This is a genomic window from Mycobacterium sp. smrl_JER01 (assembly GCF_048513595.2).
Taxonomy (GTDB): domain Bacteria; phylum Actinomycetota; class Actinomycetes; order Mycobacteriales; family Mycobacteriaceae; genus Mycobacterium.
Genome location: NZ_JBLXXK020000001.1, coordinates 2,144,848 through 2,161,177 on the forward strand (window position 1 = coordinate 2,144,848; position 16,330 = coordinate 2,161,177).

Sequence of the window (16,330 nt, forward strand, 5' to 3'; positions counted from 1 at the left end):
GAAGGCCTGGTCCGGGCCCGGCGAACCGCTCAGGAGCCGGTATGTGTCTCCGGGTCGGGCCGAAACCGCGTGCCGTCGTCGAGTCCGTTGAGGGTGGCCATCTGGTCGTCGGTCAGCTCGAAGCCGAACACGTCGAAATTGGAGGCGATGCGCTCCGGCGACGACGAGCGGGGAATGACGACGTTGCCCAGTTGCACGCTCCACCGGATCAGCACCTGCGCCGGCGTCCGGTCGTGGGCTTCGGCGATCTGGGTGACCGCGGAGTTGGCCAGCAGGCTCCCCACCCCGAGGGGCCCGTAAGCCTCGGTGACGATGCCGTGTTCGGCGTTGACCGCCCGCAACTCGGCCTGGTTGAGCAATGGATGCAACTCGATCTGGTTGACCGCGGGGGTGAAGAAGGACAGATTGATGACATCGTCGAGGTGCTGGGCGTGGAAGTTGCTGACGCCGATCGAGCGGGTCAGGCCCACCTCCCTGGACTTCATCATCCCGCCCCAGGTGTCGACGTACTTACCCTGCTCGCCCGCGGGCCAATGGATGAGATAGAGGTCCACGTACTCCAGTCCGAGGCGCTCCAGGCTCGCCTTGATGGCGTCCTGCGACGACTGGAAGCCGAGTTCGGCGGTCGCGAGCTTGGTGGTGATGAACAACTCGTCGCGGGGGACGCCGGACTGGGCGACGGCGCGGCCGACAGCCGCTTCGTTCCCATAGGCGGCCGCCGTGTCGATCAGCCGGTACCCGGCGTTCAACGCGGCCAGCACGGCCTGCTCGGTCTCGGCGTCCGACAACTCGCCCACACCGAGCCCGATGACCGGCATGGTGTTGTCGTCGTTGAGTGTGACGGTGGGGATGGCTGCCGCCGACGTCATGTCACCTTCTTTTCTGAAGTGGAATGCTGGCGAAGACTATATTGCCGCCACCTGGCCGGGCCTAATCAGCGCCACACGCAAAAGGAGTAGTAGTGACCGAAACCGTCACACCTGGCACCCCTAAGAGTTCCCCGCAACCCCCGGCGGGCCGCAAAGCCGGCGCCACCGAGGTGCTGGCCAACAAGATCGCGGGAGTCACGCTGCGGGGGATGCCGCGGATTCCCGCACCGGTGAAACGACTGCTCGTGGGTGGCCGGTCGATCACGATCGACGGCAACACGCTCGACCCCACTCTGCACCTGATGCTCACCGGCCAGCAGTTGCTCGGGCTCGACGGCCTGGTCGCCGACGACGACCATGTCGCCGCCCGCGAGCAGCTCGAAGCGCTGGCGGGCAGTTTCGCCAAGCGCATCCCGGTCGCGGGCGTGCGTGACCTCACCGTCGCCGGGGCGGCCGGTCCGATCGGCGCCCGGCATTACCGCACCGATGAGCCCGACGCTGCGCTGCTGGTCTTCTACCACGGCGGCGGGCACGTGATCGGCAGCATCGACAGCCACGACGACCTGTGCCGCGAGATCTGCCGTTCCGGCGGTGTGCACGTGCTTTCGGTGGATTACCGACTCGCGCCCGAGCATCCGGCGCCGGCTGCCGCCGAGGATGCCTACGCCGCCTATCTGTGGGCCGTAGAGCACGCCGCCGCGCTGGGCGCCGACCCGCTACGGGTGGCCGTCGGCGGGGACAGCGCAGGCGGGAACCTGGCCGCGCTGGTGGCGCTGCGGGCCCGTGACGAGAACGCCGCCGGGCCGGCGCTGCAGTTGCTGCTCTATCCGGTGACCCACTACCACGCCGAAACCCGATCCAGGACGTTGTTCGCCCGCGGGTTCTTCCTGACCCAGCGCGACATCGACTGGTTCCGGGCGCGCTATCTGGACCGCGCACCGCTCGGGCCCGACGACCCGCGGGTGTCACCGCTGCTGGCCGCGGATCACTCGCAGCTGGCGCCGGCATTGGTGGTGACCGCCGGGTTCGATCCGCTGCGCGACGAGGGCAGGCAGTACGCCGACGCCATGCGCGCCGCGGGGACACCGGTCGACTACCGCGAGTACGGCTCGCTGGTCCATGGCTTCGCGAATTTCTTCCCGCTCGGAGGTGCCAGCGCCACCGCGACCGTCGACTTCATCTCCGCGATGCGCGCACATCTGACCCGCGTGGGCTAATCACCGGTCTCGACGCCGGTACTCTGTGACCCGTGGCCACCAAACCCAAGAAGAACGCGCGCTACGACCTGAAGGCAGCCGACCGTAAGCGCAACCTGCTCGTCCAGATCGGTCTGACCGCTGTCGTCGTCGTCTTCGCGGTCAGCTTGGTGCTCTACATCGTGCTCTCGGCCGACGACAAGCCCACCGCGGGCGAGTCGCAGGCCATCCGGGTCGAGTCCACCAGTGTGATCAAGAAGGAAGGCACCGACGAGCCCAAGGTCGTGCTGAGCATGTACGAGGACTTCCTCTGCCCGCACTGTGGCGCGTTCGAGCAGCAGTTCGGGCCCACGATCTCCCAGCTCATCGACTCCGGCGCGGTCGCGGCCGACTACTACATGGTGGGCATCCTGAACCGGCCGCAGAACCAGAACTACCCGTCCCGGGCCGGCGGGGCCGCGTACTGCGTCGCCGACGAATCGACCGACGCGTTCCGCAGGTTCCACGCCGCGCTGTACGCGCAGCAGCCCGGTGAGGTCGGTTCGGTCTATCCGGACAACGCCCGCCTCATCGAGTTGGCCCGGCAGTCCGGGGCGTCCGGCTCGGTGCCCGAGTGCATCAACAGGGGCACCTACGTCGACATGGTGGCGGGGCTGGCCTCGGCGACCGGTATCCAGTCCACGCCGTCGGTGCGCATCAACGGCGAGGATTACCAGTACAGCACCCCGCAGGCGCTGGTCGACAAGGTCAGGGAGATCGTCGGCGACGTTCCCGGTCTGGAAGTTGCGCCGCCCGCTCCGGCGCCGCAACCGGCCCCGGCGTCATGACCGTCACCGCGACCGGTCCGGTCGAGCATGCCGACCGTCCGGCGCAGGATCCGGCGCGTGTCGCGGTGCCGCGCAGCAGCGCGTGGTGGGTGCTCGTCGCCGGTGTGGTCGGGCTGGCCGCGGCGCTGACGCTGACGATCGAGAAGATCGAACTGCTCATCAACCCGGACTACGTGCCGACCTGCAGCATCAACCCGGTCCTGTCCTGCGGTTCGGTGATGATCACCCCGCAGGCGTCACTGTTCGGCTTCCCCAACCCGCTGATCGGCATCGTGGCGTTTTCGGTCGTGCTGGTGACCGGCGTGCTGGCGGTGTCGAAGGTGAACCTGCCGCGGTGGTATTGGGCCGGACTGGCCGCAGGCACGCTGTTGGGCACGGTGTTCGTGCACTGGTTGATCTTCCAGAGCCTGTACCGCATCGGCGCGCTGTGCCCGTACTGCATGGTGGTGTGGGCGGTGACCGTCCCACTGATGGTGGTCGCGGCCTCGATCGCCATCCAGCCCCAGCGCAGCGCAAGCGCGGTGCTCAGGACCATTCACACCTGGCGATGGTCGCTGGTGACCCTGTGGTTCACCGGCGTCCTACTGCTGATTCTCGAGCGCTTCTGGAACTACTGGTCCACGCTGTTCTGACCGGCCGGGCCCACTGCGGACACACCCCGGTCGGCTGCGGTGAGACCGACCGGCGAGGTTAAGGTGAACCGTGGCCGGTCAGATCTCCAAAGTGCTCGTCGCCAACCGTGGTGAGATTGCGATCCGCGCGTTCCGCGCCGCCTACGAGATGGGCATCGCGACCGTTGCGGTCTACCCCTACGAGGATCGCAATTCCCTGCACCGCCTCAAGGCCGACGAGTCCTATCAGATCGGCGACATGGGCCACCCCGTGCGCGCATACCTGTCGGTGGACGAGATCATGCGGGTGGCCGTCGAGGCCGGCTGCGATGCGGTGTACCCGGGCTACGGGTTCCTCTCCGAGAATCCGGAGTTGGCGGCCGCCTGCGCACGCGCCGGGATCACATTCGTCGGGCCGAGCTCCGCTGTCCTGGAACTGACCGGAAACAAATCGCGGGCACTGGAGGCGGCCCGGGCGGCGGGGCTTCCGGTGCTGAGATCGTCGGCGCCCTCGGCGTCCGTCGACACCCTCGTCGAGGCTGCGCGCGACATGGATTTCCCGGTCTTCGTCAAAGCCGTGTCGGGCGGTGGCGGTCGCGGTATGCGCCGGGTCGCCGACCGCGCCGGCCTCGCCGAGGCGGTGGAGGCGGCCAGTCGCGAGGCCGAATCGGCCTTCGGGGATCCGAACGTCTATCTCGAGCAGGCGGTGCTCAATCCCCGCCACATCGAGGTGCAGATCCTCGCCGACAACGACGGCAACGTGATGCACCTGTTCGAACGCGACTGCAGCGTGCAGCGCCGTCACCAGAAGGTCATCGAACTCGCCCCGGCGCCCAACCTGCCGCCGGAGTTGCGGCAGCGGATCTGTGACGACGCCGTCGCGTTCGCCCGCGAGATCGACTACTCCTGCGCGGGCACCGTGGAGTTCCTGCTCGACGAACGCGGGCACCACGTGTTCATCGAATGCAACCCCCGCATCCAGGTCGAGCACACCGTCACCGAGGAGATCACCGATGTCGACCTGGTGTCCAGCCAGCTGCGCATCGCCTCGGGGGAGACGCTGAGCGACCTGGGGCTGAGCCAGGAGTCGTTGGTCATCCGCGGAGCGGCCATGCAGTGCAGGATCACCACCGAGGATCCGGCCAACGGGTTCCGGCCCGACACCGGACGCATCACGGCCTACCGGTCGCCCGGTGGTGCGGGTATCCGTCTGGACGGCGGCGCGCACCTGGGTGCCGAGATCGGCGCACATTTCGACTCGATGCTGGTCAAACTCACCTGCCGGGGCCGCGATTTCGGTACCGCGGTGGCCCGTGCGCATCGGGCGTTGGCAGAGTTCCGGGTACGCGGTGTGTCGACGAACATCCCGTTCCTGCAGGCGGTCGTCGACGACCCCGATTTCCGGGCCGGACGGATCACCACGTCGTTCATCGACGAGCGGCCCTATCTGCTGACGGCGCGCTCACCGGCCGACCGCGGCACCAAGATCCTGAACTATCTGGCCGATGTGACGGTGAACCAGCCGCATGGACCGCGTCCGTCGACGGTGTACCCCCACGACAAGCTGCCCCCGACCGACCTCGACGCGATGCCGCCGCGCGGCAGCAAGCACCTGCTCTCCGAGGTGGGGCCCGAGGGGTTCGCCCGCTGGATGCGCGAGTCGAAAGCGGTGGGTGTCACCGACACCACGTTCCGCGACGCCCATCAATCGTTGCTGGCCACCAGGATTCGGACGTCGGGCCTGTTGATGGTGGCGCCGTATCTGGCGCGGTTGACACCGCAGCTGCTCTCGATCGAGTGCTGGGGTGGCGCGACCTACGATGTCGCACTGCGCTTTCTCAAGGAAGACCCGTGGGAGCGGTTGGCCGCGCTGCGTGAGGCGGTACCCAACATCTGCCTGCAGATGCTGCTGCGCGGCCGCAACACGGTCGGCTACACGCCGTATCCGGAGTCGGTGACCCACGCGTTCGTCCAGGAGGCCACCGCGACCGGCATCGACATCTACCGGATCTTCGACGCGCTCAACAATGTCGAATCGATGCGCCCGGCCATCGACGCGGTGCGCGACACGGGCACCGCCGTGGCCGAAGTGGCGATGTCCTACACCGGGGACCTGTCCGACCCCGGCGAGAACCTCTACACCCTGGACTACTACCTCAAGCTCGCCGAACAGATCGTGGACGCCGGCGCCCACGTGCTCGCCATCAAGGACATGGCGGGGCTGCTGCGTCCGCAGGCGGCGTCCGCGCTCGTCGGCGCGCTGCGCAGCCGCTTCGACCTGCCCGTGCACGTTCACACCCACGACACCCCCGGGGGGCAGCTGGCGACCTATCTGGCCGCCTGGCAGGCCGGTGCCAGCGCGGTCGACGGTGCCTCGGCCCCGCTGGCCGGGACGACGAGCCAACCCGCGTTGAGCTCGATCGTGGCGGCCACCGCCCACACCGAGTTCGACACCGGGTTGTCGCTGGCCGCGGTCTGCGATCTGGAGCCGTACTGGGAGGCGCTGCGCAAGGTGTACGCCCCCTTCGATGTCGCCGCCGCCGGCCCTCCGACGCCGACCGGGCGGGTATACCGGCACGAGATCCCGGGCGGTCAGCTGTCGAATCTGCGGCAGCAGGCCATCGCGTTGGGTCTGGGGGACCGCTTCGAAGAGATCGAGGCGAGCTACGCGGGGGCCGACCGGATCCTGGGGCGGCTGGTCAAGGTGACGCCGTCGTCGAAGGTGGTCGGCGATCTGGCGCTTGCGCTCGTCGGAGCCGGCGTCTCCGCCGACGAATTCGCCGAGGACCCCGGACGTTTCGACATCCCGGATTCGGTGATCGGGTTTCTGCGTGGTGAGTTGGGAGACCCGCCGGGGGGCTGGCCGGAACCCCTGCGCTCCAAAGCTCTGGCCGGCCGCGCCCCGGCCAAACCCCAGACCGAGCTGCGGCCCGAGGACACTCGGGCGCTGGCCGAGGCCGGGGCGACCCGTCAGGCAACCCTCAACCGGCTGCTGTTCCCCGGTCCGACAAAGGAGTTCGAGGCTCACCGGGAACTCTACGGTGACACGTCGAGCCTGTCAGCCAACCAGTTCTTCTACGGTCTGCGTCACGGCGACGAGCATCGCGTCACCCTGGAACGCGGTGTGGAACTGCTCATCGGGCTCGAAGCGATCTCCGACGCCGATGAGCGGGGCATGCGCACGGTGATGTGCATCATCAACGGCCAGCTGCGGCCGGTGACGGTTCGCGACCGCCATATCGCCAGCGATGTGCCCGTCGCCGAGAAAGCCGACCGCACCAATCCGGATCACGTGGCGGCACCGTTCGCCGGTGTGGTCACCGTCAGTGTCGAGGAGGGCGCTCACGTCGACGCCGGCCAGACCATCGCCACGATCGAGGCGATGAAGATGGAGGCCGCGATCACCGCCCCCAAGGCCGGCACGGTCGGCCGCATCGCCGTCGCGGCCACCGCGCAGGTCGAAGGTGGTGATCTGCTGGTGGTGATCGGTTCGGCGGGTGACGGACAGCGCCCGGGGGTGGGGGAGAGCGAAACGACCGGGGACCCGTCCTGACCCGGATCGTTGCCGGCGCGCTGGGCGGCCGTCGAATCGCGGTGCCGCAGAGTAGATCCGGGCGCGGAACCCGACCGACGACCGACCGGGTGCGCGAATCGTTGTTCAACGTTCTGGCGGCGCGCATCGACTTCACCGGTATCCGTGTGCTCGACCTCTACGCGGGTTCGGGTGCGCTGGGGTTGGAGGCCCTCTCGCGCGGTGCGGCTGACGCAGTGTTCGTCGAGGTGGATGTCAAGGCTGTCGCGGTGATCGAGCGCAACATCGCCGCGCTGGGTGCAGTGGGGGCCAGCGTCCGGCGCGGTTCGGTGGCCTCGGTGCTCGCCGGCGGGACCACGCATCCGGTGGATTTGGTGCTCGCCGACCCGCCCTACGAGGTCGACGACGCCCAGGTGGGCGCGATGGTCGAGACGCTGGTCGCCGGTGGCTGGGCGGCGTCGGGGTGCGTGGCGGTCGTGGAGCGCCCGGCGGCGGCTCGCGAGATCGGCTGGCCGCCGGGCTGGTCGGCGTGGAAGTCCCGCCGCTATGGGGACACCCGGGTGGAGTTCGCGCAGCGCTGCTAGCGTCGACCGTCATGAGTGGAGCGGTGTGCCCGGGGTCCTTCGATCCGGTGACCCTCGGTCACATCGACATCTTCGAACGGGCGGCCGCGCAGTTCGACGAGGTCGTCATCGCGGTGATGGTGAATCCGAACAAGTCCGGCTTGTTCACCCATCAGGAGCGCATCGCCCTCATCGAGGAGTCGACGACACATCTGCCGAATCTGCGGGTCGAGTCGGGGCAGGGCCTCATCGTGGACTTCGTCAAGCAGCGCGGGCTGACCGCGATCGTCAAGGGACTGCGGACCGGCACCGATTTCGAGTACGAGCTGCAGATGGCTCAGATGAACAAGCACATCGCCGGGGTCGACACGTTCTTCGTGGCCACCACTCCGCGCTATTCGTTCGTGTCCTCGTCGCTGGCCAAGGAGGTGGCGATGCTCGGTGGCGATGTCTCGCAACTGCTCCCGGCTCCGGTCAACGAGCGGCTGCGGGACAAACTGGCCCGGCAAGATTGAAGTGGTCGGGCGAGGGTATCCGCGGAGCACCGGCGCTCAGCCCTGGTCGCCGAATTCCGTATCCGCCCGACGGAGGTGCCGACCGTGCCCGAGACATTCGTCCAATCCACCGACGACGTCGTCGCGTTTCTGAAGGACCAGCACAATCTGATCAAGGACATGTTCGACGATGTGCTCTACGCCTCGGAGCCGAAGGCGCGTGCGAAGGCGTTCACCGATCTTCGCCAGCTGCTGGCCGTGCACGAGACCGCCGAGGAGATGGTGGTGCATCCACGGGTGCGGCGTGAGGTGCCGGCCGGCGACGAGATCGTCGACGCGCGACTCCGCGAGGAACACGCCGCCAAGGAGCAACTCGTCGCGCTGGAGAATCTGGACATCGAGTCCGAGGAGTTCATCGCCGAGTTGACGGTGTTCCGGGACGCCGTGCTCGAACACGCCGAGCGCGAGGAGACCGAGGAGTTCACCAGGCTCACGCGCGAACTGGACGCCGACGAACTCAAGCGGCTGGCCGGTGCGGTGCGCGCGGCCGAGGCCATCGCCCCCACCCGTCCGCATCCGGGCGTCGAATCGGCCACCCTGAACTTCGCGGTCGGGCCGTTCGCGTCCATGCTCGACCGTGCCCGGGACGCGATCGGGGCTGCGCTGCGCTGATGGTGGCCACCCGAGCGGCGGGTTGACATAATCGACGTCAGGCAGCTGCCAGTCGCGCTTGTCTGTCACGCGGTGGGCGACACACCGGGCACGGAAGCCCAGTCACAGGCGTAACACCAGGCACACTGGTCACTAACAACTACGCCTGGAAGGTGTCGCCGTGTACCGAGTGTTCGAAGCTCTCGATGAATTGGGTGCGATCGTCGAAGAAGCCCGCGGTGTGCCGATGACGGCAGGTTGCGTGGTGCCCCGCGGGGACGTCCTGGAACTCATCGACGACATCAAGGATGCGATTCCCGGCGAACTCGACGACGCGCAGGACGTTCTCGACGCGCGTGATTCGCTGCTGCGCGAGGCCAAGGAGCACGCCGACTCGACGGTCTCGACCGCCAACGCCGAGGCCGACTCGATGGTCAATCACGCCAGGTCCGAGGCGGATCGGCTGCTCGCTGACGCAAAGGCGCAGGCCGATCGCATGGTCGCCGAGGCCCGCCAGCACAGCGAACGGATGGTCGTCGAGGCTCGCGAGGAGGCCTCCCGCATCGCGGCGACGGCCAAACGCGAATACGAGGCGGCGACGGGACGCGCCAAGTCCGAAGCCGATCGGTTGATCGAGAGCGGCAACCTGGCCTACGAGAAGGCTGTCCAGGAGGGCATCAAGGAGCAGCAGCGACTCGTCTCGCAGACCGAGGTGGTCGCGACCGCCACCGCCGAGGCGACCCGGATGATCGACTCCGCGCACGCGGAGGCCGACCGGCTGCGCGGTGAGTGCGACATCTATGTCGACAGCAAGCTCGCGGAGTTCGAGGACTTCCTCAACGGCACGCTGCGATCGGTGGGGCGCGGTCGCCATCAGCTGCGGACCGCCGCAGGTACGCACGACTACGCGGCCCGGTAGGCAGCGTCGGTTCCTGGGAGGGCCACCGTACGATACGTGCATGGCGACGTACGTCAACGCGGCGGCGCACCGGGGTTCACGGTCGTCGCTGGTGATCGACATCTCGCGACTCGGGCGGCGTCCGGGGTCGATGATCACCGTCCACGAGACGGTCCCGAGTCCGGCGCGGATGGGTGTCGAGCTCATCGCGGTGGCCCAGGGGGCCCCACTTGAGCTCGATCTGCGCCTGGAGTCGGTCTCGGAAGGGGTGCTGGTCACCGGGACGGTGTCCGCCCCGACCACCGGTGAGTGCGCGCGCTGCCTCACCCCGGTCGACGGCCACGTCGAAATCGATCTGACCGAGCTGTTCGCGTATCCCGACAGCACCACCGAGGAGACGACCGAGGCCGACGAAGTGCCTCGGGTGGGACGCGACCGGGGCGGTGAGACGGTCGACCTCGAGCAGTCCGTCATCGACGCGATCGGCCTGGTGCTCCCGTTCTCGCCCGTCTGTGGCGTCGATTGCCTCGGACTGTGCCCCGAGTGCGGCGTGCGGCTCGCCGACGCCGAGCCCGGCCATCAGCACGAGCGGATCGACCCCCGGTGGGCCAAGCTGGCGCAGCTGCGCGAGCAGACCGCCGACACTCACGAACGGGGCGCCGGGCCTGGCGAGCAGGGCGCCGGAGACGACTCGTGACGGCCGACCGTGCGCTTCTGCTCGAAGCGCTCGGTGTCGATCTGCCCGCCGAACTGCTCACCATCGCGCTCACCCACCGCAGCTACTCCTACGAGAACGGTGGGGTACCCACCAACGAGCGCCTCGAGTTCCTCGGCGACTCGGTCCTGGGCCTGACCATCACCGAGGAGCTCTACCACCGTCACCCTGACCGCTCCGAAGGCGACCTGGCCAAGCTGCGCGCCAGCATCGTCAACACCCAGGCCCTGGCCGACGTGGGCCGCAATCTGACCGTCCACGGGTTGGGCGCCTACCTGTTGCTGGGCCGGGGCGAAGAGAATTCCGGCGGTGCCGACAAGTCCTCGATTCTGGCAGACGGAGTCGAATCACTTTTGGGCGCAATCTATCTGGAGCACGGTGTGCAGGTGGCCCGCGAGGTGATCCTGCGGCTGTTCGGCGAATTGCTCGACACCGCCCCGACACTGGGTGCGGGCTTGGACTGGAAGAGCAGTCTGCAGGAGCTGACGGCATCGCAGGGGCTCGGGGCGCCCAACTATGTCGTGACGTCGTCCGGGCCCGACCACGACAAGGAGTTCACCGCGGTGGTGGTCATCGGCGAATCCGATCGCGGCCGAGGGATCGGTCGGACCAAGAAGGAAGCCGAGCTCAAGGCGGCCGCGGCGGCGTGGAACGCGCTCAGCGGTGACTGACCGGGATGCCTGAGCTCCCCGAGGTCGAGGTGGTCCGGCGCGGTCTGGCCGAGCACGTCACCGGCCGGACCATCACCGCGGTACGGGTGCATCATCCACGCGCGGTGCGCCGGCACGAGGCCGGTCCGGCCGATCTCACCGGCCGACTGCTCGACATGGGCATCACCGGCACGGGGCGGCGCGGCAAGTACCTGTGGCTGACACTGGCCGACGGGTCGGCGCTGGTGGTGCACCTGGGCATGAGTGGACAGATGCTGCTCGGAACGCCCGCGCCGGGAGCCGGACCGGCCACCGGCGGAAACGAGAGCCACCTGCGCATCGCAGCGCTGCTCGACGACGGCACCGCGCTGAGTTTCGTCGATCAGCGCACCTTCGGCGGCTGGATGGTCGCCGACCTCGTCGAGGTGGACGGCAGCCAGGTTCCGGCGCCGGTCGCCCACATCGCACGTGATCCGCTGGACCCGCGTTTCGACCGCGACGCAGTGGTGACGGTGTTGCGGCGCAAGCACTCCGAGATCAAGCGCCAGTTGCTGGACCAGACGGTGGTCTCGGGCATCGGCAACATCTATGCCGACGAGTCCCTGTGGCGCGCCAAAGTCAACGGTGCACGGATCGCCTCCGGGGTGTCGCGGGCGAAACTCACCGAGGTGCTCGATGCGGCCGCCGAGGTGATGTCCGACGCGCTCGGGCAGGGCGGCACGTCGTTCGACTCCCTCTACGTCAACGTCAACGGCGAGTCCGGCTACTTCGACCGATCCCTGGACGCCTACGGTCGCGAGGGGCAACCCTGCCGGCGGTGCGGCGCGATCATGCGACGGGACAAATTCATGAACCGCTCGTCGTTCTACTGTCCCCGCTGCCAGCCCCGGCCCCACGGTTAGATCCGCCGCCGGCGGTCACGGGTGCACCCGGTGGGTCGGCCCTGAGCCGGCGCGCAACGCCTCGGCAAGGCTGCCTCGGCAAAGCTGTGGAAACGGCAAGGCGGTAGAAATAGGGCGTGACCGAACTGTGGGTGGAGCGCACCGGCGTGCGTCGTTATACGGGGCGCAGCACGCGTGGCGCGGAGGTGCTGGTGGGCTCCGAGGACGTCGACGGAGTCTTCACACCAGGGGAGTTGATGAAGATCGCGTTGGCTGCCTGCAGCGGGATGTCGAGCGATCAGCCGCTGCGCCGGCGTCTCGGTGACGACTATCCGGCCACGATCAGGGTGTCCGGCCCGGCCGATCGCGAGCAGGAGCGCTACCCGCTGCTGACCGAGGTGCTCGAGGTCGAGCTGTCCGGATTGACCGACGAGGAGCGGGCCCGCCTGCTGACCGTGGTGGAGCGGGCAGTCGACCAGGTGTGCACAGTGGGACGGACGTTGAAGAGTGGCACAGAAGTGACTTTTGAGGTGAAAGATGTTGGATCGGAATGATGTCCGACTGACCGCATGGGTGCACGGCCAGGTCCAGGGGGTGGGTTTCCGCTGGTGGACTCGGTCACGGGCGCTCGAACTGGGCCTCACCGGGTTCGCCGCGAACAAGCCCGACGGCCGCGTGCAGGTCGTCGCGCAAGGGCCCCGGGATGCCTGCGAACGCCTCCTCGAGCTGCTCAACAGCGGTGACACCCCCGGGCACGTCGACACGGTGATCTGCGACTGGGGTGAACCCGCCGACGCGATCGCAGGCTTCACCGAGCGGTGACGATCCCGGCGGTAGGGTAACGCGTCATGCATCTGAAGAGTCTGACGCTGAAGGGCTTCAAGTCCTTCGCCTCACCGACGACTCTTCGCTTCGAACCGGGTATCACCTGCGTCGTCGGTCCCAACGGTTCCGGGAAATCCAACGTCGTGGACGCCCTCACCTGGGTGATGGGCGAGCAGGGCGCCAAGACGCTGCGCGGCGGCAAGATGGAGGACGTCATCTTCGCCGGCACGTCGTCGCGGGCGCCGCTGGGCCGGGCCGAGGTGACGCTGACGATCGACAACTCCGACAACGCGCTGCCCATCGAGTACTCCGAGGTGTCGATCACCCGGCGGATGTTCCGCGACGGAGCCGGTGAGTACGAGATCAACGGCAGCAGCTGTCGTCTGATGGATGTGCAGGAGTTGCTCAGCGATTCCGGCATCGGCCGCGAGATGCACGTCATCGTGGGGCAGGGCAAGCTCTCGGAGATCCTGGAGTCGCGGCCCGAGGACCGGCGCGCGTTCATCGAGGAGGCCGCGGGCGTCCTCAAACATCGCAAGCGCAAGGAAAAGGCGGTCCGCAAGCTGGACTCGATGTCGGCCAATCTGGCTCGGCTGACCGATCTGACGACCGAGCTGCGACGCCAGCTCAAACCGCTGGGCCGGCAGGCCGAGATGGCGCGTCGGGCGCAGACCATCCAGGCCGATCTCCGCGATGCACGGCTGCGCCTAGCCGCCGACGATCTGGTGACCCGCAAAGCGGAGTTCGACGACACCAACCAGGCCGAGACCACGCTGCGCCGCGAGCACGACGAGCTCACCGGGCGGCTGGAAGTCCGCACCGCCGAACTCGACGCCCACGAGCGGGCGGTACAGGATCTCAGCCTGCGTGCCGATGCCGCCCAACAGCGCTGGTTCCGGCTGTCGGCGCTGGCCGAACGGGTCGGCGCCACCGTGCGTATCGCCGCCGAACGGGCCCAGCACCTCGACGCCGAACCGGACTTCTCGGCCGGCCCCGACCCCGACGAGCTGGAGGCCCGGGCCGACGCGGTCGCCGAGCAGGAACGGCAACTCCTCGAAGAACTGGCCGAATCGCAGGCACGCCTGGAAGCGGCGCGCGACGAGCTCAGCGCGCGCGAACAGGCTGCCGCCGAGGCCGAGCGGGCCCATATGGCCGCCGCCCGCGCCGAGGCCGACCGCCGTGAGGGTCTGGCCCGCCTGTCCGGGCAGGTCGACACCATGCGCACCCGGGTGGACTCCGTCGACGAGACGGTCGGACGGTTGACCGCCGGCATCGACGAGGCCGCCGCCCGCGCACAACAGACCCAGGCCGAATTCGAGACCGTGCAGAGCCGCGTCGGCGAGCTCGACGCCGGTGAGGTCGGTCTCGACGAGCACCACGACCGCACGGTCGCCGCCCTGCGTCTGGCCGACGAGCGGGTCGCCGAGCTGCAGGCGGCCGAGCGTGCCGCCGAGCGCCGGGTGGCGTCGCTGCAGGCCCGTATCGACGCGCTGTCGGTCGGTCTCGAGCGTCGGGACGGTGCCGCCTGGCTCAAGGAGAACCGCGCCGGCACAGGAATTTTCGGCTCCGTCGCGGAACTGGTGAAGGTTCGCCCCGGCCACGAGGCGGCGGTCGCGGCGGTCCTCGGCGCCGCAGCCGACGCCCTGGCCGCCGAGGACTTCACGGCCGTGCGCGAGGCCGTCGCGGCGCTCAAGGAGTCCGACGGCGGGCGGGCTGCCCTGGTGCTGGGGGACTGGCCGACATTCGCCCCGGTGACCGGTGAGCTGCCCCCCGGTGCGTGGTGGGCGGTCGATCTCGTCGACCCGGCGCCGCGCATCCAGGGCGCGGTCAATGCCATGCTGGCCGGCGTCGCCGTTGTCGCCGACCTGGCTGCTGCCCTGGAACTCGTTGCAGCGCAACCGCAATTGCGTGCAGTCACCGCCGAAGGCGACCTTGTCGGCGCCGGATGGGTCAGCGGTGGCTCGGACCGTAAACCGAGCATGCTGGAGATCACCTCAGAAGTGGACAAGGCCCGCTCGGAACTGGCCGACGCCGAACGACAGGCCGGTGAGCTTTCGGCGGCGCTGGCCGGGGCGCTGGCCGAGCAGGCGGCGCGACAGGATGCGGCCGAACAAGCCCTGGCCGCGTTGAACGAGTCCGATGCGGCGATCTCGTCGATCTACGAGCAGCTCGGCCGACTCGGCCAGGAGGCACGGGCGGCCGACGACGAGTGGCAGCGGTTGATCAAGCAGCGCGAGGAGCTGGAGACCGCCCGCAACCGCACGGTCGCCGAACTCGCCGAGCTCGAACAGCGGTTGCACAACGCCCAGCAGGAGCCGATGTTCGACGTCGAGGTCGTCGACCGAAGCGAGTCCACGGCGGCCGCCGAGGCGGCGCGCTCGGCCGAGGTGGAGTCACGGCTGGCTGTTCGCACCGCCGAGGAGCGTGCGAATGCCGTTCGGGGAAAGGCTGACTCGCTGCGTCGCGCCGCGGTCGCGGAGCGGGAGGCGCGGGCGCGGGCACATCGGGCGCGGGAGGCCCGCGTGCACGCTGCCGCGGTCGCCGCGGCCGTCGCGCAGGCGGGCCGAACCGTGGCACACCGGTTGAGCGAGGCGGTGGCTCTGGCGTCCCGGGTACGCGACGAGGTGGCCGCAGAGCGGCAGGTCTGGGCCGGCGCGCTGACCGAGGCGCGCGAAGAAGTTCACGAACTGACCAGCCGGATCGCGGCGCTGACCGATTCGCTGCACCGCGATGAGGTGGCCAAAGCCCAAGCTGCGCTTCGTATCGAGCAGCTCGAACAACAGGTGCTCGAACAGTTCGGGATGGCGGTCACCGATCTGATCGCCGAGTACGGCCCCGACGTCCCGTTGCCGCCGACCGATCTGGAGATGGCCGAGTACGAACAGGCCCGGGACCGCGGCGAGCAGGTCGTCGCGCCGGCCCCGATGCCCTACGACCGAGCCACCCAGGAGCGGCGCGCCAAACGCGCGGACAAGGAGCTCAGGGAACTGGGCAGAGTGAATCCCCTTGCGCTGGAAGAATTCGCGGCGCTGGAGGAACGTTACAACTTCCTGTCCACTCAGCTCGAAGACGTCAAGGCGGCCCGCAAGGATCTGCTCGACGTCATCGCCGACGTCGACACCCGGATCCTGCAGGTGTTCACCGAGGCCTACCTGGATGTGGAACGCGAGTTCACCCAGGTGTTCGCCACGCTGTTCCCCGGCGGTGAGGGCCGGCTGCTGCTGACCGATCCCTCCGACATGTTGACCACGGGTATCGAGGTCGAGGCGCGCCCGCCGGGCAAGAAGATCAAGCGCTTGTCGCTGCTCTCGGGCGGGGAGAAGTCGCTGACGGCGGTGGCGATGCTGGTGGCGATCTTCCGGGCCAGACCGTCGCCCTTCTATGTGATGGACGAGGTGGAGGCCGCACTCGACGACGTCAACCTGCGGCGGTTGATCAGCCTGTTCGAGCAGCTGCGGGAACGCTCACAGTTGATCGTCATCACCCACCAGAAGCCCACCATGGAGGTCGCCGACGCGCTCTACGGCGTCACGATGCGCGGGGACGGCATCACCACGGTGATCTCGCAGCGGATGCGCGGACAAGAACTGGTCACCACGCCGTCCTGACCCACACCGC

Annotated in this window: 15 protein-coding genes; 14 read left to right on the top strand and 1 reads right to left on the bottom strand. The window is 68.6% G+C overall.

Annotation, left to right across the window (positions count from 1 at the left end; translation table 11 throughout):
* Window positions 1-29 precede the first annotated feature (29 nt).
* Window positions 30-869 (bottom strand): aldo/keto reductase, encoded by an 840-nt coding sequence (locus ACNUDN_RS10105; RefSeq protein ID WP_419121810.1) that lies wholly within the window; start codon window positions 867-869, stop codon window positions 30-32.
* 92 nt (window positions 870-961) lie between these two features.
* Between ACNUDN_RS10105 and ACNUDN_RS10110 the strand changes: the two genes are divergently transcribed.
* From ACNUDN_RS10110 to smc, 14 genes are all read left to right on the top strand, one after another.
* Window positions 962-2,086: an alpha/beta hydrolase gene (locus ACNUDN_RS10110; RefSeq protein ID WP_419121811.1), complete on the top strand. Its 1,125-nt coding sequence runs from the start codon at window positions 962-964 to the stop codon at window positions 2,084-2,086.
* Window positions 2,087-2,118: 32 nt separating this feature from the next.
* The gene (locus ACNUDN_RS10115) at window positions 2,119-2,892 is read left to right on the top strand and encodes a DsbA family protein (RefSeq protein WP_419121812.1); all 774 of its coding nucleotides are present in this window, start codon (window positions 2,119-2,121) and stop codon (window positions 2,890-2,892) included.
* Window positions 2,889-3,524 (top strand): vitamin K epoxide reductase family protein, encoded by a 636-nt coding sequence (locus ACNUDN_RS10120; RefSeq protein ID WP_419121813.1) that lies wholly within the window; start codon window positions 2,889-2,891, stop codon window positions 3,522-3,524. Before ACNUDN_RS10115 ends, ACNUDN_RS10120 begins: the two co-directional genes overlap by 4 nt.
* 82 nt (window positions 3,525-3,606) lie before the next feature.
* Entirely contained in the window at window positions 3,607-7,056 is a 3,450-nt protein-coding gene (locus ACNUDN_RS10125; RefSeq protein ID WP_419125097.1) for a pyruvate carboxylase, read from the top strand.
* Window positions 7,053-7,619, top strand: coding sequence for a 16S rRNA (guanine(966)-N(2))-methyltransferase RsmD (gene rsmD / locus ACNUDN_RS10130; protein WP_419125098.1), 567 nt, complete (start codon window positions 7,053-7,055; stop codon window positions 7,617-7,619). Before ACNUDN_RS10125 ends, rsmD begins: the two co-directional genes overlap by 4 nt.
* Before the next feature lie 11 nt (window positions 7,620-7,630).
* Window positions 7,631-8,113, top strand: coding sequence for a pantetheine-phosphate adenylyltransferase (gene coaD / locus ACNUDN_RS10135; RefSeq protein ID WP_419121814.1), 483 nt, complete (start codon window positions 7,631-7,633; stop codon window positions 8,111-8,113).
* Window positions 8,114-8,197: 84 nt separating this feature from the next.
* Complete coding sequence (locus tag ACNUDN_RS10140) at window positions 8,198-8,764, top strand: hemerythrin domain-containing protein (RefSeq protein ID WP_419121815.1); 567 nt, start codon at window positions 8,198-8,200, stop codon at window positions 8,762-8,764.
* A 160-nt stretch (window positions 8,765-8,924) separates the two neighbouring features.
* Complete coding sequence (gene sepIVA / locus ACNUDN_RS10145) at window positions 8,925-9,662, top strand: cell division protein SepIVA (protein ID WP_419121816.1); 738 nt, start codon at window positions 8,925-8,927, stop codon at window positions 9,660-9,662.
* Window positions 9,663-9,702: 40 nt separating this feature from the next.
* On the top strand, window positions 9,703-10,338 hold the full coding sequence (locus ACNUDN_RS10150; RefSeq protein ID WP_419121817.1) for a YceD family protein: 636 nt from the start codon (window positions 9,703-9,705) through the stop codon (window positions 10,336-10,338).
* Window positions 10,335-11,027, top strand: coding sequence for a ribonuclease III (rnc, locus tag ACNUDN_RS10155; RefSeq protein WP_419121818.1), 693 nt, complete (start codon window positions 10,335-10,337; stop codon window positions 11,025-11,027). The genes ACNUDN_RS10150 and rnc overlap by 4 nt, the downstream gene beginning before the upstream one ends.
* A gap of 5 nt (window positions 11,028-11,032) precedes the next feature.
* A complete protein-coding gene (gene mutM, locus ACNUDN_RS10160) occupies window positions 11,033-11,908 on the top strand; it encodes a bifunctional DNA-formamidopyrimidine glycosylase/DNA-(apurinic or apyrimidinic site) lyase (protein WP_419121819.1) in 876 nt (291 codons plus the stop codon).
* 116 nt (window positions 11,909-12,024) lie between these two features.
* Entirely contained in the window at window positions 12,025-12,441 is a 417-nt protein-coding gene (locus ACNUDN_RS10165; protein WP_419121820.1) for an OsmC family protein, read from the top strand.
* Window positions 12,425-12,709, top strand: a complete 285-nt coding sequence (locus ACNUDN_RS10170; RefSeq protein ID WP_419121821.1) for an acylphosphatase — start codon at window positions 12,425-12,427, stop codon at window positions 12,707-12,709. The genes ACNUDN_RS10165 and ACNUDN_RS10170 overlap by 17 nt, the downstream gene beginning before the upstream one ends.
* A gap of 26 nt (window positions 12,710-12,735) precedes the next feature.
* A complete protein-coding gene (gene smc, locus ACNUDN_RS10175; protein WP_419121822.1) occupies window positions 12,736-16,320 on the top strand; it encodes a chromosome segregation protein SMC in 3,585 nt (1,194 codons plus the stop codon).
* Window positions 16,321-16,330: the final 10 nt, after the last annotated feature.